The following is a 19374-nucleotide window of genomic DNA, read 5'->3' on the forward strand; positions in this document are numbered from 1 at the left end:
AACAGAGCTGCACACGCTCATCAGCATGAACTAAAAATGGGGAGGTCATGATGAAATGAAAAAGGTAACGGCTGCGCTGCTGATCGGCGCATTGACGGTAGCGGCAGGCTGCTCGGCATCAAACGGCAACGCAGGGGGAAGCGAGGGCGACCAGCCGAAGGTTGGGGTCGCGATTTACAAGTTTGACGATACGTTTATGACAGGCGTCCGCAACGCGATTACGGAAGCAGCGGCAGGCAAGGTGCAGGTGGATATCGTAGACAGCCAAAACTCGCAGCCGACGCAAAATGACAAGGTTGACCTATTCATCACGAAGAAGGTCAAATCGATGATCATTAACCCGGTAGACCGCACAGCAGCGGGCGTCATTATTGATAAAGGCAAAGCTGCGGACATTCCGGTCGTCTTCGTTAACCGCGAGCCGCTTGCGGATGATATGGCGAAATGGGATAAGGTGTATTTTGTCGGAGCGAAGGCGGAGGAATCGGGCACGATGTCCGGCGATCTCATCGTTGATTACTGGAAGGCGCATCCGGAAGCGGATAAGAACGGGGACGGCGTGCTGCAATACGTCATGCTCAAAGGCGAGCCGGGCCATCAGGATGCCGAGCTGCGGACGAAATTTTCCGTGCAGGCGATTGAGGATGCAGGCATCAAGGTCGAGAAGCTGGCAGAGGATACAGCGATGTGGGACCGGGTAAAAGGCCAGGAAAAAATGGCGGCGTTCATCGCTTCCCATGGCGATAAAATCGAAGCCGTCCTCGCCAACAACGATGATATGGCGCTCGGTGCAATTGAAGCGCTGAAGGCGGCGGGCTATTTTACAGGCGATAAATATATTCCGGTTGTCGGCGTAGATGCTACCGCTCCTGCGATTCAGGCGCTGGATGAAGGCACGCTGCTCGGCACAGTGCTCAATGATGCGGTGAACCAAGGCAAGGCGACGGTCGAGCTGTCCCGCGTACTCGCTGCTGGCGAAACGCCAAGCAAGGACAACACCGGCTTCGAAATTACCGATGGCAAATACGTGTGGATTCCGTACCAGAAGGTAACGAGCGAGAACAAGGATCAAGTTCTGAAATAGGCGCCTGAGAGGGCGAATGGAATAAAGCGGTACGAAAGGAGCAAGGGAAGCATAAGGCTGGCGCTGCCCTTGCTTTTTTTTAACGCAGCTTTGCCGCCAGAGGACGGCGACAGCCGTTTACGCTTGCAGCAAAACGAGCATTGCCTCCAAGAGGCTGGCAGTGTCGTTTAAACATGGCTTTTTACTGGATAACTTTAACTTAATTGTTTGTAAAGGGGTGTTATACAAATGCCAGAGCATCCGGCTTATGTGCTAGAGATGAATAACATCTCCAAATCTTTTCCCGGCGTGAAGGCGCTCGACGATGTGACGCTGAAGCTGCGCCCCGGTACGGTACATGCCTTGATGGGTGAAAATGGTGCAGGAAAATCGACGCTGATGAAATGCCTGTTCGGCATCTACAAGCCCGATGGGGGCGAAATCATGCTTGCCGGCCAGCATGTGCACATCAACAGCTCAAAGGACGCGCTGGCTCTCGGGGTGTCGATGATCCATCAGGAGCTGAACCCGGTGCCGCAGCGCGACGTCATGGAAAATATCTGGCTCGGGCGATTCCCGACCAGAGGTCTAGGGCCTTTGCAATTCATCAACCACCGCAAAATGCAGGAGGATACGGTGAAGCTGCTCAAAGATCTGGAGATGGATATTCATCCGAAACAAAAGGTAGGCGACTTGTCCGTATCGAAAATTCAATCGCTGGAAATCGCCAAAGCGGTGTCGTTCCACTCGAAGGTCATCGTCATGGACGAACCGACCTCCTCGCTCACCGGAAATGAAGTGGAGCAGCTGTTCCGCATCATTAATGAGCTGAGGAGGCGTGGTGTATCGATTATTTATATATCCCACAAAATGGAAGAAATATTGCGCATTTCAGATGATGTAACCATTATGCGAGATGGCAAGCATGTCGGCACATGGGAAGCGAAGGAGCTGACGATTGATAAAATCATTACCCGCATGGTGGGCAGGGATTTATCGAATCGTTATCCAGAGCGGACGAACGTGCCGGGCGAGGTGCTGCTGCGGGCAGAAGGCTTGACCTCCGTGCATCCGCATTCGTTTAAGGATGTTTCGTTCGAGCTGCGCAAGGGCGAGATTTTGGGACTCGGCGGGCTTGTAGGAGCGCAGCGGACCGAGGTGATAGAAGCGCTGTTCGGGATGCGGGCGCTTAAGCGGGGCAGCATTCATCTGCATGGCAAAAAAATAAAGCTGAAGGCGCCATCGGACGCCATTCGCCAAGGTATTGCGCTGCTCACCGAGGAGAGGCGGGTGACGGGGATTTTTCCGGTGCTGACGATTGCGGAAAATACAGTCATTGCGAACTTGGGCAGGTTCAAGACGCCCTATGGCTTAATTAGCAATGCGCGGATAGGCGAAGTGTCGCAGCAAAGCGTAGAGAAGTTCCGGGTCAAAACGCCATCGACCAAGCAGCTCATTCGCAACTTGTCCGGCGGCAACCAGCAGAAGGTGCTGCTCGCCAGATGGCTGCTGACTGACCCGGAGGTGCTGCTGCTGGACGAACCGACGCGCGGCATCGATATCGGAGCGAAATATGAAATTTATTCGTTCATGATCGAGCTTGCCAAGCAGGGCAAAAGCATCATTATGATTTCCTCCGAAATGCCGGAGCTGATCGGCATGTCCGACCGCATCATCGTCATGCGCGAGGGGCGCATATCCGGCATCGTAGACGGCAAAGCGGCGACGGAAGAAGAAATTATGCGGCTTGCCGCACAGTAGTAGCGGGCAGGACAACTTGGAGGAGTGAATACGATGAATGCACTGGATGCAAAAGGAGTTAAGCATTTTTTCTCCCAAAATGCGATTTATATTATATTGGTTCTGCTTATTATTGGCATAGCAGTTGCTGACCCGAATTTTATCGGCATTACGACGCTGCGGGATATTTTGCTGCAATCGTCGACGCGGGTCATAATCGCTCTAGGCGTAGCGTTTGTTCTGATTACGGGCGGAACGGATTTGTCTGCTGGGCGGATAGTTGGCCTGAGCGCCGTCGTCTCTGCGTCGATGCTGCAAATGTCGGATTATCCGCGCAAGTTTTTCCCGAATTTGCCGGAGCTGCCGATTATCGTGCCGATTATACTGGCGATTGTCGTCGGCTTGATTTTTGGCTTGATCAACGGCATTATTGTCGCAAAATTCCATGTTCCACCGTTTATTGCGACGCTCGGCTCTATGGTTATCGTGTATGGCGTAAACTCGTTTTACTTCGATATGAAGCCAAACCAGTCGCAGCCAATCGGAGGCTTAAGCAAGGAATTCAGCAAGCTGGGGACCGGGTATATTGGGCCGAACGGCACGTATTCGATCCCGTATATCGTCATCATAGCGATTGTCGTCTCATTTATCGTCTGGGTCATCTTCAACAACACGCGGCTGGGCAAAAATATGTACGCCATCGGCGGCAATATCCAAGCCGCTAATGTATCGGGCATTAATGTATCGCGCAATTTGATTTATATTTATGCGATTGCTGGCGCGCTGTATGGGCTGGCAGGCGTGCTGGAGGCTGCCCGCACGGGGGGAGCTACGAACAATTATGGCAATATGTACGAGCTGGATGCGATTGCGGCCTGCGTCGTCGGCGGCGTATCAACCGCAGGCGGTGTTGGGCGCGTGCGCGGCATACTCGCCGGAGTGCTCATTTTCAGCGTCATCAACTATGGTCTGACCTTTGTCGGCGTAAGCCCGTACTGGCAGCTCATTATTAAAGGAATGATTATTGTTGCTGCGGTTGCATTTGATATTCGCAAGTATGTGGCGAAGAAGTAGCGGCGCGGCGATTTGACGGGGCAGTAGCAGGAGTAGTTTTTGCTTTCTAGGTGAGGAATGCGGTCTTGGGGCCGCATTCTTTTTTGTGTTATATACAGGTTTAATCCGTGTCGTAGATCAGCAGTATTTTCTTTTAGCATTTCTTCAGATTCATTTAACGCTGCTTTCATCTTGCCTTCCTATACTTAGCTAAACTACAACGAGTAGGGCAGGTGGAGAAGGATGAGCGGAAATTCGAAATGGTTAAAATGGCAGCTTGGAGCCGCAGGCGCGGCAGGCATTTTTATATTATTCAGCACTGTGCAAAATACAGCGGCTTTTCAGGCGGCGCAAACGGCGGCGGCTGGAGGCAGCACAACCTCCGGAACGGAGCAGCAGGGCGATCAGCAGGATACGGTAGATCAGTGGATGTCCTCAGGCTCTTCCGGCAGCGGCAGCTCGGATTGGAATAACGGCAGCAGCGATAGCACCTGGTCAGACAGCTCCAGCGAAAGCGGATCGGATAGCTCCAGCTCAGGCAATCGCGGCAGCGTGGACAATCGGAGCAGCAGTGGAAGCGGCAGCTCCAGCAGCTCGGGCGGCATGCGCTCGCAGTCAGGCAGGTCCTAACGATGAGCGGGCGGGGGACGATACGGTTTCGGGCGATGAATACAAATGTCGAAATTATGCTGGATTACGCAGCGGATGAGCGCCGCACGACAGCCTATTATGCAGACCGCGCTCGCGATTGGTTTGAGGCGGTGGAGCAGCGGTTTAGCCGCTTCCGCCCGGATAGCGAGTGGAGCAGGCTTGGCCGCTCGGCAGGCAGCTGGGTCGTCGTGTCGGACTGGCTGTTTGAGGTTATTGCAGCGGCGGAAAGCTATCGCCGTCTGACGGCAGGGGTGTTCGACCTGCGGATACTGCCGGGGCTGGAAGCGTCCGGCTATACGGAATCTTTCGAGCATGCGGCTGCGTTCCAGGCGGGAGCTGGCGGGGCTGAACTGCGGAAGCTGAGCCCGGCTAGCGAGCTGGAGCTGGACTATGGCATGAAGGCGGTGAAGCTCGCCGAGGGAACGAGTATCGACGCCGGCGGCATCGCCAAAGGCTGGGCTGTGCAGAAGCTCGCCGACTGGCTGAGGCGCAGCAGGCGGATTCCGGCAGGCATCGTCAATGCCGGAGGCGATCTGTATGCGTGGAACAGCGGGGACGCAGCCGCGCCAGCCATTATTGATCTCCAGCATCCGTGGGAAGCTGGAGCCGCAATCGGGGAGCTGCTGCTGGCTAACGGCGCAGTTGCGACCTCTGGGACGCTGGGCAGACAGTGGGGAACGGGCAGCTCGGCCGCGCATCATTTGATCGATCCGCTGACGATGCAGCCAAGCGTCAGTGATGTCGTTCAAGCAACGGTTGCAGGCCCCGATGCCGTCGCTTGTGAAATATGGGCGAAGACGCTGTGCATCGCCGGTCTCGATCAAGGCTTGCGGCTGATGGACGAGCATGCGCGAGACTGTGAAGCGGTTATTTTTATGAGCGACGGCGAAATTGTGAAATACGGCAACAGACGCCAGTCTGGCTTGGCGTGGAATATCCGCGAGCCGCTGCATAGAGCGGGAAACGCGGCGGCTAGGGCTAGAGCCAATAGCAGAAGCGAAATCGAATGCGAAAAGGAGGAGTCGGCATGACAGAATGGATTTTGAGCTGGCCGACATGGCAAATGACGCGGGTGCTTGGCATTGGCTCATACTTGATGCTGTTCGTCGGCATGTCTCTGGGCATGCTGTACAGCTATCCGTTTGTGAAAGGGCCAAACAAAGCCCGCGTGTACAATTGGCATATCCGTTTCACGAATGGGGGAACGCTGCTGGCGCTGCTGCATATGGCGGTGCTTGTCATTGATACGTACACGCCATTTACATGGAGCGAGCTGCTGATTCCTTTTACCGCGCATGAGCATCCGGTGATATACGGTATAGGTACGCTTGCGCTCTATGGCATGCTCGTGCTGATTTTAACCTCGGACCTGCGTCCGAAGCTGAAGCGGAAAGTGTGGCTCGCTATCCATATGCTCGCCTACCCGATCTATTTGCTGGCTTTGTTTCACGGCATTTTGGCTGGAACGGATACACAGCTTGGCCTTGTGCAGTTCATGTATGGTGCGACGTTAATCGTTACCGTAGGCTTGTTTTTGGGAAGGGCGACCGTCAAGAAAAAGCCAGGCGCTGCGAAAAATCGGGGTGTCGCGGCAAAAAGCGGGTAACTTATCCTGTTTTTCCTGTAGGATCGTATAGGTTTAGACAGCTTGCGGAGAAGATAGTAGAATGAATGGGAACTGGTATGAACAGGCGGCTGGTGCGAAGAGCGACCTTCAAAGCTGCTGGATATGGAGGAAACCAAGTGAGCAATCTTCTAGTTATTTTCACGGGCGGGACGATTGGCAGCAAATCTGGCGCAGGAGCGATTAGCGTGCATGAAGCAGGCTCCTATGCGATTATTGAAGGCTATCAATCGGGCCCCCGTTACCGCGAGTCTGTAAAGCTGGAATGTGTGGAGCCGCTGAATATTCTCAGCGAAAATCTCGTGCCAGACGATTGGAATGTGTTGATTGAAACGATCCGCAGCGCGGACCTGTCCCAATATGACGGCATTATCATCACTCATGGCTCGGATACGCTTGCTTATACGGCTGCAATGCTTAGCTATATTTTGTGTGATAGTCCCATCCCGATTGTGCTGGTGGCGAGCAACTATCCGCTTGGCGATCCGCGCAGCAATGGACTGCGCAACTTCGCTTCGGCTGTTGAGTTCATAGATGAGAAGCTGAAGGGCGTCTACGTCGTCTATGAAAATAGTGCGGGCGAGGCGATCGTGTATTTGGGTACACGCGTCACGCAAGCAGTGTCGTTCACTGACCAATTGGAATGCCCGTATGACGTGCATTACGGCATCATGAGCGGGGGCAAGCTGATCGTAAATGAGCATCCTTTCAACCCGCCTGCACAGGAGCTGCGTGCTCGCAAGCCTGCCCCGAGCCCATTCATCGCTGGCAAGGATAAGCTTCAATCGGGTCTGCTGTATGTGAAGCCGTTTTCGGGCATGACCTATGACTATTTTGATTTTGGGCAAAAAGCGCCGAAGGCAGTCGTTCACGATCTGTTCCACTCCAGCACGGCGAATACGAGTGCGAGCGAGCGCCATTCCCTGCTTGCATTCGCCGGGTATTGTGCCAAACATAGTGTAGACTTATATTTGTGTCCGCTCAAGGACAGCTCGGAAACGCTATACGCGTCGTCGGTCGCTTTGCAGCAGGCGGGAGTGGCCTTTATCGAAAATATGTCGGTGGATGCGGCGCTTATGAAGCTGACGCTTGCTTATTCCCTTTATGCCGATAAGCAGCAAATTCGCGAGTTTGTGATGAATACACCGCTTTTCTATGAGTTTGTAGCATCTCGCTGATGGACATGCTATCGTTGTTTGAGTAAGCAAGTGGAAATATCCAATACAAAGGAGCTGATTGGACATGACGCAAGTGCAAATTGGACAACAGGTTGAGAATTTTACATTGCCAGCCTCGAATGGCAAGGATGTATCGCTGCAGGACTATAAGGGCAAGAAGCTGGTCATTTATTTTTATCCGCGGGATATGACACCGGGCTGTACGACGGAATCATGTGATTTTAGAGATTACAATGGACAATTCAAGACGTTCAATACCGAAGTCATTGGCATCAGCCCTGACGATCTGGCGTCGCATGATCAGTTCATTGCTGCTCATGAGCTGCCTTTCCTGCTGCTCTCGGATACGGATAATCAGGTTGCCGAGCAGTTTGGCGTATGGAAGCTGCGCAGCCGTAATGGCGAGGAATTTATGGGCATCGAGCGTTCAACCTTTCTGATCGACGAGGAGGGCAAGCTGGCGAAAGAATGGCGCAGTGTCGTCGTTGAGGGCCATGTGCAGGAAGTGCTGGAGGCGGCGAAATAGGCCTAATAGGCGCAGCAGGCAAACAGCATAATAGATGACTAGCGATTTTGTGAAAAATAAAGCGGCAGGCAGGATTAGAGCATTATGCTCTGATCCCGCCTGCCGCTTATTTGCGTCATTTCTGCGGTTCGCGGTCTGGCAGCTGGCTAACGTAGCTGTCGGAGAGCTGGAGCAGCTCCAGCGCGCGGTTGTATTCATCCTCGGTTGCCTTCTTGGCGCTTTCCATGCCATCGCCTGCGAGCGGGTGATGGGTGCCATCGTCGTAGCCGCTGCCGGACAGGAACAGCTCTTTGCTGCTGACAAAGGAGCCTGTCGGCAAATAATAGCGCTGTGGCAGCAGGTTATACGAGCTGCTGTTCAGCAAATCTTGGCCAAAATGAATTTGCTTATCCAGCGAAACGCCAAGCAAGTTCGAAACCGTCGGCAGCAAATCAACCTGCCCGCCAAGCTGGTCAAACTCCTTCGGCGAGGTAATGCCCGGAGAAGCAATAATAAGCGGAATATTAATCATATCGGTATAGCTGTACTCATAGCCATAAATTTCTTCCATTAATGCTTTATCATCGCGATCCAGCGAATAAATCGGCAAGCCCAGATGGTCGCCATACAGAACGATCAAGCTGTCATCCCAAAGTCCGCGCTGCTTGAGATCGTCAATAAATTGGCCGAGCGCATAATCCGCATAGTTCTGTGCTCGAATGTAGTCGCCGACGAATGTGCCTTCGTAACGCTCGGGCAGCTCCATTTTATACTTCGTATCCGGAATGGTGAAGGGGTGATGAGCGGTCATTGAAATGACTTGAGCATAAAATGGCTGTTCCTTGCTGTCCATTTTTTCCAGCTCATCCGCTGTTTTCTTATACAGCACCTCATCCGAAGCGCCGAAAAATACCGTATCGTCTTCACCGAAAAAGGCTTTATCATAATAGCGATTGAAGCCAAGCGCCTGATACAGCTCGCCGCGGTTCCAAAACTCCACGACATTCGTATGGAACGTCGCCGTATCATAGCCGTTTTCCGTCAAAACCCGCGGCAGGCTTGGCAGCACCTTGCCAGCATACACTTGGGTAGCTGCGCCATTAGGCGGAATATAATAGGACGTGTTTACAATGAATTCAGCATCGGACGTATTGCCCTGGCCCACGCCTTGGTAAAAATGCTTGAAATAATAATTGTCCTTCGCCAGCTTATTCATATTCGGCGTAATTTCCTTGCCGTCGATGGTGAGGCCGATGAGAAAATTTTGAAATGATTCCAGCTGGATAATAATTAGGTTTTTGCCTTTGGCAGCCCCTTGCAGCTGCGGCGCTGCGACAGGCTCAAGCGTCTTGAGGCTGTTGATCTTCTCCTGCGTAATGGTAGAGGAATCAACCAGCTCGGGTTCTTTTTTGCCAAAAATCGTATAGGCCTCATAATTCAGGATGCCCATTTGCTCGGCTTTCACAATTTCATTCATGCTCGCGCTATTCGGCAAAATGTTGAATAGGCATAGACCGAGCGATACCGCGAAGACAGTCGTCAGCATTCTTTTGCTCACACGAGTCTGGCTGGCGGTTTTCCAATACTGCGCCTTCTGCTTGCGAACGAGAAAATAAAACATAAGGATTACATCGATAAAGACGAGCAAATAATACGGGTCCATCAGTGAAAATACGCTGTTGCTAACCGCCGTTACCTGATTGACCTGCTTTAGGGCAGAGGTGGTGACGATGACGCCGTAATATTTATAGTACATCAGCACAGCAAAGAGAATGGCTGTTATTAGTAAATTCGCTGTTAAGTAATACGTCAGCTTGCGTTTCGTTGCGAACCACTCAATGAGGCAAAAGACGATTAACGCAAATGGAACCTCCTTGAACAAGGTGCTCCACGACGGGCTTCCGAATACAACCATCCAAGTAAGAAAGCTTTTGAAAAGAACAATAATGGAGAATACAATAATCGGTCTGGTGCTGAACAGACGTTTTGGTGCAGATAAAGTCAAAGTATCGCCTACCTTCCCTCGACAAATTAAGGCCGAGTCCCTCGTAAATTTACGATAAATTCATACTTATTATGCCTCTTCCTATAGTAGAATGTCAAAATGCAAAATTAGCCCTATGCCGCATAATCGCAGAGGAGGCTCACAAAAATTACATAGGAAATTTCGGCAACCTTTTAAGACAGAATGAAGTCTATTAGGTATAGTGTAAAAAGAACAGACTAATCGTTTATTACCCTTTTTTCCTGTACTAAACCCTATAAGGAGTGCATCATGAAGAGAAAACGCAGAAGAGCGGTCGTTATTTTGTTATCTTTATGCCTAATTGCGATGGCTGTTATAGTTATTGTGAAGTTTGATAAAACGGCGGTTCAAGCGCCAGGTGATACAGCGGCTGTCGTTACGCCAACAGCGGAAGCGAGTGCCGAGGTGGACGCTTCGCCATCCGTATCGCCGATCGAGGAAAGTACGACGCCGGAGGCGACAGAAACGGCAACAGCGGAAGAAACACCAACAGCAGAAGAATCGCAAGCGGCAACGCCTGCTCCTACACCGTCTCCGACTGTGAAGCCGACCCTAGAGCCGACAGCAACGCCGAAGGCAACAGCAAAGCCTTCCAGCGGCAGCTCTTCTGGCGATTTGGATGAAGGCTTAGCCGTTGTAGCGGAGCCGGAAAGCGTCACGGCGCTAGTGAATAAACAAAACAAGCTGCCGGATGATTACGAGCCTTCCGAGCTGGTATATCCGGATGTGGCATTTATTTTCAGCGAGAAAATCGATAAGCGCAAAATGCGCAAAGTAGCGGCGGACGCGTTGGAAGAGCTGTTTGCAGGAGCGAAGAAGGACAAAATTTATTTAGCGGGCGTGTCGGCCTACCGTTCGCAAGCGACCCAAAAGGCGCTGTTCGACCGTTATGTGAAAAAGGATGGCCTGGAGAAAGCCAGAACGTACAGCGCTATCCCGGGGACGAGCGAGCATCAGACGGGACTTGCGATTGACGTGTCTGGAAGCGACGGCAAATGTGCAGCCGAAAGCTGTTTTGGCGGTACGGATGAAGCGGTATGGCTTGGCAAGCATGCCTATGAATATGGCTTTATAATTCGTTATCCTGAAGGCAAAGATAAAATTACCGGCTACAAATACGAGCCGTGGCATCTTCGTTATGTAGGCAAGGCGCTGGCGAAGGAATTGACGGATAACGACGAGACGCTTGAGGAATATTACAACGCCATTCCAGTAAGCAAATAATAGCGGAAATGCAGCGTTTACCGAGTCTGGGCATGAGCTCAGGCGGGTACACGCTGCTTTTTTCTGTGAAAATATTGCCGCTTTGCTATCCGCTTCCGAACGATATCTAGATCTTTGCCTCGAATGTGCGGCAGTCTGTTTTCGCACATTCGGATGCCCGTTTTCAGCGGTTGCTTGCTACAAAAATTGAAGCAGCTCCACAGTGGTTGCTGGCAGTCCAGAACTTGCAGGAATTGACGGAAGCACAATACGTCCTTTGCCATTGACAGCTCGCCTTCTCAGCTATAGGATGGACAAATTAAGGATCAATTTATACAAGTGAAGGGAATGGATGCTGATGGGAACCAGGCTTTATTACAATCATGATGCGGGAGTAGATGACCTCGTTTCTTTATTTCTTGTGTTGCAAATGAAAGAGGTAGAGCTAGTCGGTGTATCGGTCATCCCTGCGGATGGCTATTTGGAGCCCGGCATGAAAGCCAGCCGCAAAATCATTGACCGCTTCGGACGCGGCGATGCCTCGTCAAGCGTCGAGGTTGCGAGATCCAATTCTCGCGGGCGCAATCCCTTTCCTGCGGAATGGCGGATGCATACCTTTTTCGTCGACGCGCTGCCGATTCTAAACGAGCCGGAGCAGATTAAGACGCGTGAGGCGGAGCTGCCGGCCCATCTTCATATGATTGAAGCGATTCGCGCCTCGGATGAGAAAACAACGCTGCTGTTCACTGGGCCGCTGACGGATCTAGCCCGTGCATTAGATGAGGCCCCGGATATTGAAGCGAACATCGAAAAGCTCGTCTGGATGGGCGGAACGTTCAATGAGAAAGGCAATGTGCAGGAACCGGAGCATGATGGAACCGCAGAGTGGAATGCGTTCTGGGACCCGGAAGCAGTAGAGCGGGTATGGGCCAGCAAAATTCCGATCATCCTCGTTGCTTTGGAAAGCACGAATAAGGTGCCGCTGACGGTGCCGATCCGCAATCGCTGGGCTTCGCTGCGCCGTCATGAGGGCATGGATTTTGTCGGGCAATGTTACGCCGCCTGTCCGCCGCTTGTTTATATGGAGACGAATTCGACGTATTACCTATGGGATGTTCTAACAACCGCAACGGTGGGCGATTCAAGCCTCGTCTCAATGAGGACGGTCCACAGCAAGGCGATCGCGCATGGCGCGAGCCAAGGGAGAACCATTGAAGCGGAGGATGGCCGTCCAGTCAGCCTCGTGTACGATGTGGAGCCGGAGCGTTTCTTCGACTATATAACGGAGCTGGCTTGCAGTGCTGAGATTAATCCAGCGTAAAAAGACAGCCTAGTAGGATTTTAGAAACAGGAAGGATACATGGTTTGCTTTTGCTGCATTGTTTTTGCTGCATCTTTCAATGTAAGAGTGACCGTGAATAAAACGTTTCAAGACTTGTCGTGCGGTTTATTAATATGAAGAGGCTTCCGAATTTATTTTGGAAAAAAGAAAGAGATGAGGCTGACGCGCTTCATCTCTTTCTTGCTTAAGTAACATACTTAAGCGGCATATTTAAAATGTTTTTCTAGAAGCATGGTGAAAAAGGCGGAGCGGAATGAAAAGGCAGGCCTTGCGAAGCGTCAGCGTTCGCTTTTGCCCTTGAATGTCCACTTGTGGTGGCTCATTCGATGACATTCAAGGGCAATGGCGATCGGAAGCCAACCTTTTCATGCAGCGCAGCCACTTTTCACCAAAAGCACTAGAACGACGCTTTAAATTAACGCTAGTCCATTTCATAGATCGAGCCCGATTTGCTGGCATAAAGCTCAGCGTAGACCTTCTCCGCATAAGCATCGGTCATGCCGGAAATATAATCCGCGACGAAGCGCGGCCAAGTCCAGTTCTGCTTATGCTGCTCATAATTGGCAATCCAGTCTGGCGGAATGATGAGCCGTCCGTGCTCAGGGATACGGAAGCTTTCCCACAGTCTGCGAATCATAATTTCGCTGCGTTTTTGCAGTCGTTGGACGCGGAAATCTTTAATCAGCGTCACCCATGCCAGCTTCTTGAGAATTTCCATCGTCCGCAGCAGTTCCAGATCCTGCTGTCCATCCTTGACGAAGGTGACCTTCTTCCAGCCTGGGGTAGAGGAGTCAATAATGCCGACCTTTCCGGCAAAAACGCTGACCCAGCGCGCTTTCATCTCCCTGCGCGTGCGCGACGTTTCCTGATCGTACAGCGCATACAGCTCTTCCCATTGCTCCAAATAAGCGGCGAGCACCTTCTTCACCATCGCAGGAATGTCTACCTGATGCCAGCCAACCTCCATATTGCCTTGGTCCTCAACAATTTCCTGTACCAGATGGTCAATCAGGCGCTGATCTTCAAAAAACGTGCGATTCATCTGGATTTTGCCTGCACGGATGCCATCCTCGATATCATGGGTGGAATAAGCGATATCATCGCATAAATCCATTAGCTGTGCTTCGAGGGTGGAACGGCCCTTGGGCATTTTCCAAGAATGGCGCAGCTGCTCAATATCTGCCCATTCGGAGCTGTACAGCCCTTTAAGCCTTCCGGGCTCATCCAGCGAATAAGGGTATTTATTTGTAGCCAGCAGCACGGCTGCAGTCAGATCAAGCCCGCTGCCGCTGCCGGCGCGCTTCTCCAGAAACATGAGGATGCGGAAGTTTTGCGCATTGCCTTCATAGGTCATGCCATGCTCTTCATGAAGCAGGTGATCAAGCACCTCTTCGCCTTTATGGCCGAATGGCGGATGGCCGAGATCATGGGCGAGCGCCGCAATTTCGACGACGGCGGGGTCGAGCATCAGGCCGGGATGTTCTTTTTTAGCTAAAAAGGCATATTGCTTGCCCAGTCTCCGAGCGACCTCGCGGGCGATTTGGGAAACTTCAAGCGAGTGCGTCAGCCGTGTGCGGTAATAATCGCCAGAACCAGCGCCGAACACCTGTGATTTTCCCTGCAGCCTGCGAAAAGCGGGGGATTGAATCAAGCGGGCATAATCCCGTTCATATTCGTCTCGTTCTTCACTGAAAGTTCCCAGCGCAGGTTCGTCCAATCGTAGCTTGCGTAAGTCCATTGTTGTTCCTCCCATGCCGCTCCAGCAGTTCTTTTGAAAAATTGTAGCATACTTTCATGTTTGAACATATACCGCCCATAGAGTATGATTTGATTAATTATAAAAAAATGTGCATGTTGTAAAAGGCATATCGGGGGAGCTTTAGCGATGACTATGTTTCAAGACTTTTATTTCATCTTCACCTTGCTGAATATATTGCTCGCTTTCGCCCTTGTCTTCTTGGAGAGACGCAACGTCAGCTCTACTTGGGCTTGGATTATGGTATTATCTTTCATTCCTGTATTCGGTTTTATTCTTTATTTGATTCTCGGCCAGCAGCTGCGCAAGCGCAAATTGTTCAAGCTGCTCGGAGACAGCCAGCGCATCATAGAAGATACCGTGGATCGGCAGAAGTTTCAGCTTATGGATCGCAACACCGTCTTTCATGATGCCGAGACGAACGACTACCGGGATATGATTTTTATGAATTTGGTCAGCAGCTACGCCTTGTTCTCGCAAAATAACGCCATTCGTATCTATACGGAAGGCAACGAAAAATTCGACGCGCTAATTGCGGATATCGCCTCCGCAGAGCATCATATTCATCTGGTGTATTACATTGTGCGTAATGATGTGCTGGGCAACAGGCTGCTTCGAGCATTGGTAGCGAAAGCGCAGCAAGGCGTAGAGGTCAAGTTTCTTTATGATCACATCGGGAGTTCGGGACTGCCGCGGTCGTTTTTCAACAAGCTGCGGGAAGCAGGCGGCAAAGCGCAAGCCTTTTTCCCCTCGCGCATTCCGTATGTAAATTTAAAGCTGAACTATCGCAATCATCGCAAGCTGGCCATCATCGACGGCATGACCGGCTATATTGGCGGATTTAATGTGGGAGACGAATATTTGGGCTTGGACAAGCATTTCGGCGAGTGGCGGGACACGCATTTGCGGGTGAATGGACATGCCGTGCATCAAATGCAGGCTCAGTTTCTCATGGATTGGAATCTTGCATCGTCAGGCACGGTGGAGCTGAATCGCAGCTATTTTCCGGTAGTCAAAGAAGGCGGCGGCATTGGGATGCAGGTTGTAGCCAGCGGACCAGATTCCGAGGATCAGCAAATTAAAGATGCTTATATTAAAATGATTTATTCGGCAAAACGGTCGATTTGCTTGCAGACGCCTTATTTTGTGCCAGACGAGAGCCTAATGACCGCCCTGAAAATTGCCGTCCAATCCGGTGTGAAGGTGCAGGTTATGATTCCGAAAAAACGCGATCATTTCTTTGTTTATTGGGCGACACGCGCTTATATTGCCGAGCTGCTGGCAGGCGGCATTGAATGCTATTTGTATGAAAAAGGCTTCCTGCATGCCAAAACCATTGTCATCGATGGCAAGATCGCTTCAGTGGGAACAGCGAATATTGATATTCGCAGCTTTAAGCTGAATTTTGAGATGAACGCTTTTATTTATGAGGAAAGTACCGCGGGACAGTTAAAGGAGATATTCGAGGCGGATATTGAAAATAGTATCAAGCTCCAGAAAGACGAGTTTGCAAAACGTCCGCTGTTTGAACGCTTCAAGGAGTCGATCAGCCGGCTGCTCTCGCCGATTCTGTAGGCAGCATAAAGGGATTCCGCTTATCGATGATAACCGGAATCCCTTTAACTTTCTGACTCACTTCTATTCAATTTATTCAAACGCTCCATTCCAAAGTTCGCATTTCCATGTACAACTTCCATTCATTATTGCACTTGCCATAACCGAATGAACTCTCATTGAAAACCAAACTATCAAAGTTAAGTATTGCTTGAATTACTCGTATTGCTAGACTGGGTGACGGTGCAGCCTTCTCGCTTGCTCATTATGGTGAGTTCCCGCATGTCCGAATGATCCTTGCAATCTCCTTTCCGCTTAAATGGGTGACATGCTTCGCTTACGCTACTCCAATGGGCTATCCCCTCTCGTTTAGGATAGGTTCATCATATCTTATTATTTGAAATTTGTAAATATTCAGAATATTACAATTCCTCAATTTTCGCAAAATGATTACAAAGTCGTGAGCACTTGGATTCAGCTTGCTTTTGGCAATAGGCCATAAGGGCATAGAGGTGGGGTTGACTGATTTTGACAACATAATTATACTTAGTCTAAATTGAAAATTGAAGGAATGAAGGCCTTATGGCAAAACTAAACTTAACGGTTCAGCGCAAAGCGATTTTGGACGTGATCCAGCAATCTCACGACCATCCTGCAGCAGCTGATATTATTGAGCGTTTGCGGGGTAAAGGCTTTAACTTTGCTTACGGAACGGTATACAATTCGCTTCGTTATTTAACCGATGCAGGGGTGATCCGCGAGCTCAAGCTTGGTGAGGCTGTTAGCCGTTATGATGGGCGTACGGAAGAGCACCAGCATGTCATGTGCAGCAAATGCGGGCGTATTGAAGAAGTGATGATTGAGGTGCCGCAGGAATGGACGCGCCAAGTTGCGGAGGAAACGAGGTTCATTATTCACCATTCACATATTGTATTAGAGGGGGTTTGCGAGTCATGCGCGAGCCAATCGTAACGAATGAGGACAAACCAGCTTTAAATGGAAATAAGCTTGCCGGGCTGAATCAGGATAGCTTTGAGCCGGGTTTCACGGAGCAGGCGGACACAAATATCTTGCTGGAAGGTGCAGTCTGTTCCATGACGAAGCGTGTTATGGTTGTCAGTCCGTTCCCCCAGCGGGTGCATAGCCTTCTGCAGCTGCTTGCCGCAGATTGCTTTGATCTATTTACGCTGCATGATTTGAATAAAGCGTTCGTGCACAGCTTGCAGCCCGAGCTGCTAATCTATGATGCGACGCCGTATATCCAAGGCCACACGGATGCGGTAGAAGCGCTGCAGGCTGCTTTGCAGCACACGGCCCATCTTAAGGGAGTGCCGATTTTGTTCCTCGCAGGCGCTTCGGCGGGGGTGATCCGCCATCTGCTGCCTGATGCCGCTGCTATGATTGAATGGCCAGCAGCGCCGCAGGAGGCCGTTAACCAAATCAACCGCATGATGGAGCAGCAGCCGCAATCGAGCCCAGTGGTCGTATCCGGCTACCATTATAAAGATTTGACGGTCGACCTGAAAAGAATGGCTGTGTACCGCGGCGAGCAGCGCATTGATCTGACTAAGACGGAATACGATCTGCTGCTCATGTTTATTACGTCCGACGGCTCCGTGCTCTCGCGCGAGACGATGTTCGATTCCGTATGGGGCAGCCAGTTTCTCGGCGGCAGCAACGTAGTAGATGTGCATATTAAGTCGCTCCGCAAGAAGCTGAAAGACAGCGCAGTAGCGCCGAAATATATCGTGACGGTGCGCGGCGCGGGCTATCGGCTGGCGGATGAGGCAGTATCATCGTAATGAAAATACCACTGGGGGTATAGCAGCCTTCAGTGGTATTTTTTTATATGAAATGGTGTTCATCCGATCTTCATCATACGTTCATCTAATATTCATGACAGGCATCGTTTGGCCTCGCTATAATAAGGGTAAATATTTAGACCAAGTCTAAATCCAACTCGGAGGTAATAACGATGACCAATAAGACGAATGTAACGAATACGAATCATCAATCTAATGCGAACTACATGACGACCAATCAAGGCGCGCCTGTTACTGATAACCAAAATTCACGCACGGCCGGGCAGCGCGGCCCTACGCTGCTGGAGGACTATCATCTGCTGGAGAAGCTGGCGCATTTTGACCGCGAGCGTATTCCAGAGCGGGTTGTCCATGCCAGAGGCGCTGGCGCGCATGGCGTATTCCGCGTAGAGAACAGCATGGCTGCTCATACGAAAGCTCATTTCTTGCAGGAGGCGGGAGTGGAGACGCCGGTATTTGTCCGGTTTTCGACCGTCATTCATGGAACGGGTTCACCTGAGACGGCGCGTGATCCGCGCGGCTTTGCGGTGAAGTTTTATACGCAAGAGGGCAATATGGACATTGTGGGCAACCATCTTCCGGTATTCTTTATTCGCGATGCGATGAAATTTCCGGATATGGTGCATTCACTGAAGCCGTCGCCGCAGACGAATGTGCAGGAGCCTGGCCGCTATTGGGATTTTATGACGCTGTCGCCGGAATCGACGCATATGCTGACATGGCTGTTTTCCGACGATGGCACGCCTGCCACCTACCGTGAAATGGACGGCTTTGGCGTGCATGCGTTCAAGTGGATTAATGCCGAAGGCAAGCTGACCTACGTGAAATACCACTGGAAATCGAAGCAGGGGGTGCGCAATTTCACCGCTGAGGAGGCTTCGGAGATGCAAGGGCGCGATTTTAACCATGCGACAAGGGATTTGCACGATTCCATTGCAAAAGGAGATTTCCCGGAATGGGATTTGCATGTGCAGCTGCTGCCTCCTGAGCATATGGAGCGCTACTCCTTTGATCCGCTCGATCCGACCAAGACGTGGCCGGAGGATATGTATCCGCTGCATAAAGTCGGCACGATGACGCTTGATCGCAACCCGGAAAATTATTTTGCCGAGGTAGAGCAGTCGGCATTCTCGCCGAGCGCTTTGGTGCCGGGCATTGAGCCGTCGGAGGACAAATTGCTGCAAGGCCGCTTATTTTCCTATCCGGATACGCAGCGTTACCGTCTGGGCGCGAATTATTTGCATATTCCAGTCAACTGCCCGTATGCGCCTGCCCGCAACCATCAGCGTGACGGAGCGATGACGATGAAAGCCGATTCCTCCAGCGTCAATTATGAGCCGAACAGCTTGAGCACAAGCCCGCAGGAAGCTGGGCAGGACCACGCTGACCATGCAGTTCCTGTTCATGGCTTTGCCGGACGCCAGAAAATCGATAAAACCGACGATTTTACGCAGGCAGGCGAACGTTATCTTTCCCTTGCGGGACCACAGCAGGACAACTTGGTGAAAAATTTGATTAATGATTTGGGGCAGACGAACGCGGATATTCAGCTGCGCGCCATTTGCAACTTTTTCCGGGCCAACGTGGAGCTGGGGATGAGACTGTCCGAGGGGCTGGGCGTAGATATTCGCAAGCATATGCCGCAGCGTTAAGACGACTCAAGGTACAGCGGAAAAAGATGCTTTTATATGGAATAGAAGAATGAAGCAGCAGACAAATGGCAGAAAAACGGCCAGAAAAACAGGCGGATACCCTAATCAATGGGGGCTCCGCCTGTTTGCTTTTATTTATTTTTCTCCTGCATCAAGCAGTCGGGGAATGCTAGTAAACAGCAGCCTTCTCCTGATCGCTATCGG

17 protein-coding genes are annotated in these 19374 nt (G+C 51.2%); 14 read left to right on the forward strand and 3 right to left on the reverse strand.

Translation table 11 applies throughout. The features are described from left to right. Positions 1–55 precede the first annotated feature (55 nt). The 8 genes from BBD42_RS10505 (at position 56) to bcp (ending at position 7835) form a co-directional block, all read left to right on the forward strand. Positions 56–1084 (forward strand): galactose ABC transporter substrate-binding protein, encoded by a 1029-nt coding sequence (locus BBD42_RS10505; RefSeq protein ID WP_099518124.1) that lies wholly within the window; start codon positions 56–58, stop codon positions 1082–1084. A 228-nt stretch (positions 1085–1312) separates the two neighbouring features. Continuing rightward, positions 1313–2824 (forward strand): sugar ABC transporter ATP-binding protein, encoded by a 1512-nt coding sequence (locus BBD42_RS10510; protein WP_099518125.1) that lies wholly within the window; start codon positions 1313–1315, stop codon positions 2822–2824. 33 nt (positions 2825–2857) lie between these two features. Next, a complete protein-coding gene (gene mglC, locus BBD42_RS10515) occupies positions 2858–3877 on the forward strand; it encodes a galactose/methyl galactoside ABC transporter permease MglC (RefSeq protein ID WP_056036623.1) in 1020 nt (339 codons plus the stop codon). Between the two features lie 222 nt (positions 3878–4099). Further along, positions 4100–4486: a hypothetical protein gene (locus BBD42_RS10520; RefSeq protein WP_099518126.1), complete on the forward strand. Its 387-nt coding sequence runs from the start codon at positions 4100–4102 to the stop codon at positions 4484–4486. Between the two features lie 2 nt (positions 4487–4488). Next, positions 4489–5538: an FAD:protein FMN transferase gene (locus BBD42_RS10525; RefSeq protein ID WP_099518127.1), complete on the forward strand. Its 1050-nt coding sequence runs from the start codon at positions 4489–4491 to the stop codon at positions 5536–5538. Further along, positions 5535–6113, forward strand: a complete 579-nt coding sequence (locus tag BBD42_RS10530) for a ferric reductase-like transmembrane domain-containing protein (protein ID WP_172455448.1) — start codon at positions 5535–5537, stop codon at positions 6111–6113. Before BBD42_RS10525 ends, BBD42_RS10530 begins: the two co-directional genes overlap by 4 nt. A 137-nt stretch (positions 6114–6250) precedes the next feature. Beyond that, positions 6251–7309 carry an asparaginase gene (locus BBD42_RS10535; protein WP_172455449.1) on the forward strand — a complete coding sequence of 353 codons (1059 nt, stop codon included), beginning with the start codon at positions 6251–6253 and terminating at the stop codon, positions 7307–7309. A gap of 64 nt (positions 7310–7373) precedes the next feature. Next, positions 7374–7835 carry a thioredoxin-dependent thiol peroxidase gene (gene bcp / locus BBD42_RS10540; protein ID WP_099518130.1) on the forward strand — a complete coding sequence of 154 codons (462 nt, stop codon included), beginning with the start codon at positions 7374–7376 and terminating at the stop codon, positions 7833–7835. A gap of 115 nt (positions 7836–7950) precedes the next feature. On the opposite strand, the gene BBD42_RS10545 is transcribed toward bcp, so the two are convergent. Continuing rightward, on the reverse strand, positions 7951–9819 hold the full coding sequence (locus tag BBD42_RS10545; protein WP_099518131.1) for an LTA synthase family protein: 1869 nt from the start codon (positions 9817–9819) through the stop codon (positions 7951–7953). A 270-nt stretch (positions 9820–10089) separates the two neighbouring features. On the opposite strand from BBD42_RS10545, the gene BBD42_RS10550 reads away from it, so the two are divergent. Next, positions 10090–11064: a D-alanyl-D-alanine carboxypeptidase family protein gene (locus BBD42_RS10550; protein WP_099518132.1), complete on the forward strand. Its 975-nt coding sequence runs from the start codon at positions 10090–10092 to the stop codon at positions 11062–11064. 163 nt (positions 11065–11227) lie between these two features. On the opposite strand, the gene BBD42_RS31530 is transcribed toward BBD42_RS10550, so the two are convergent. After that, complete coding sequence (locus tag BBD42_RS31530) at positions 11228–11350, reverse strand: DUF1540 domain-containing protein (RefSeq protein WP_481855973.1); 123 nt, start codon at positions 11348–11350, stop codon at positions 11228–11230. Positions 11351–11401: 51 nt separating this feature from the next. Here BBD42_RS31530 and BBD42_RS10555 point away from each other — a divergent pair, with 51 nt between their 5' ends. Beyond that, positions 11402–12364, forward strand: coding sequence for a nucleoside hydrolase (locus tag BBD42_RS10555; RefSeq protein ID WP_099521557.1), 963 nt, complete (start codon positions 11402–11404; stop codon positions 12362–12364). Between the two features lie 442 nt (positions 12365–12806). Here the strand turns inward: BBD42_RS10555 and BBD42_RS10560 are convergent, their stop codons facing one another. After that, positions 12807–14123 (reverse strand): deoxyguanosinetriphosphate triphosphohydrolase family protein, encoded by a 1317-nt coding sequence (locus BBD42_RS10560; RefSeq protein ID WP_056036644.1) that lies wholly within the window; start codon positions 14121–14123, stop codon positions 12807–12809. Positions 14124–14270: 147 nt separating this feature from the next. On the opposite strand from BBD42_RS10560, the gene cls reads away from it, so the two are divergent. The 4 genes from cls to BBD42_RS10580 all read left to right on the forward strand — a co-directional run bounded on the left by cls (position 14271) and on the right by BBD42_RS10580 (position 19170). Next, positions 14271–15716 (forward strand): cardiolipin synthase, encoded by a 1446-nt coding sequence (cls, locus tag BBD42_RS10565; RefSeq protein ID WP_099518133.1) that lies wholly within the window; start codon positions 14271–14273, stop codon positions 15714–15716. A gap of 561 nt (positions 15717–16277) precedes the next feature. Next, positions 16278–16667 (forward strand): Fur family transcriptional regulator, encoded by a 390-nt coding sequence (locus BBD42_RS10570; RefSeq protein WP_046231262.1) that lies wholly within the window; start codon positions 16278–16280, stop codon positions 16665–16667. Further along, the gene (locus BBD42_RS10575) at positions 16649–17497 is read left to right on the forward strand and encodes a winged helix-turn-helix transcriptional regulator (protein ID WP_172455450.1); all 849 of its coding nucleotides are present in this window, start codon (positions 16649–16651) and stop codon (positions 17495–17497) included. The genes BBD42_RS10570 and BBD42_RS10575 overlap by 19 nt, the downstream gene beginning before the upstream one ends. Positions 17498–17670: 173 nt before the next feature. Continuing rightward, positions 17671–19170, forward strand: a complete 1500-nt coding sequence (locus BBD42_RS10580; protein WP_269467263.1) for a catalase — start codon at positions 17671–17673, stop codon at positions 19168–19170. Positions 19171–19374: the final 204 nt, after the last annotated feature.

Origin of the sequence: Paenibacillus sp. BIHB 4019, from assembly GCF_002741035.1 — a bacterium.
Taxonomy (GTDB): domain Bacteria; phylum Bacillota; class Bacilli; order Paenibacillales; family Paenibacillaceae; genus Pristimantibacillus.

What these genes read in the sequence shown, in the direction of transcription:
- BBD42_RS10575 (WP_172455450.1), top strand. Translation starts at nt 16,649, where the DNA reads ATGCGCGAGCCAATCGTAACGAATGAGGACAAACCAGCTTTAAATGGA.
- BBD42_RS10510 (WP_099518125.1), top strand. Translation starts at nt 1,313, where the DNA reads ATGCCAGAGCATCCGGCTTATGTGCTAGAGATGAATAACATCTCCAAA.
- BBD42_RS10570 (WP_046231262.1), top strand. Translation starts at nt 16,278, where the DNA reads ATGGCAAAACTAAACTTAACGGTTCAGCGCAAAGCGATTTTGGACGTG.
- BBD42_RS10555 (WP_099521557.1), top strand. Translation starts at nt 11,402, where the DNA reads ATGGGAACCAGGCTTTATTACAATCATGATGCGGGAGTAGATGACCTC.
- cls (WP_099518133.1), top strand. Translation starts at nt 14,271, where the DNA reads ATGACTATGTTTCAAGACTTTTATTTCATCTTCACCTTGCTGAATATA.
- BBD42_RS10525 (WP_099518127.1), top strand. Translation starts at nt 4,489, where the DNA reads ATGAGCGGGCGGGGGACGATACGGTTTCGGGCGATGAATACAAATGTC.
- BBD42_RS10520 (WP_099518126.1), top strand. Translation starts at nt 4,100, where the DNA reads ATGAGCGGAAATTCGAAATGGTTAAAATGGCAGCTTGGAGCCGCAGGC.
- BBD42_RS10550 (WP_099518132.1), top strand. Translation starts at nt 10,090, where the DNA reads ATGAAGAGAAAACGCAGAAGAGCGGTCGTTATTTTGTTATCTTTATGC.
- BBD42_RS10580 (WP_269467263.1), top strand. Translation starts at nt 17,671, where the DNA reads ATGACCAATAAGACGAATGTAACGAATACGAATCATCAATCTAATGCG.
- BBD42_RS10530 (WP_172455448.1), top strand. Translation starts at nt 5,535, where the DNA reads ATGACAGAATGGATTTTGAGCTGGCCGACATGGCAAATGACGCGGGTG.
- BBD42_RS10505 (WP_099518124.1), top strand. Translation starts at nt 56, where the DNA reads ATGAAAAAGGTAACGGCTGCGCTGCTGATCGGCGCATTGACGGTAGCG.
- bcp (WP_099518130.1), top strand. Translation starts at nt 7,374, where the DNA reads ATGACGCAAGTGCAAATTGGACAACAGGTTGAGAATTTTACATTGCCA.
- BBD42_RS10560 (WP_056036644.1), bottom strand. Translation starts at nt 14,123, where the DNA reads ATGGACTTACGCAAGCTACGATTGGACGAACCTGCGCTGGGAACTTTC.
- mglC (WP_056036623.1), top strand. Translation starts at nt 2,858, where the DNA reads ATGAATGCACTGGATGCAAAAGGAGTTAAGCATTTTTTCTCCCAAAAT.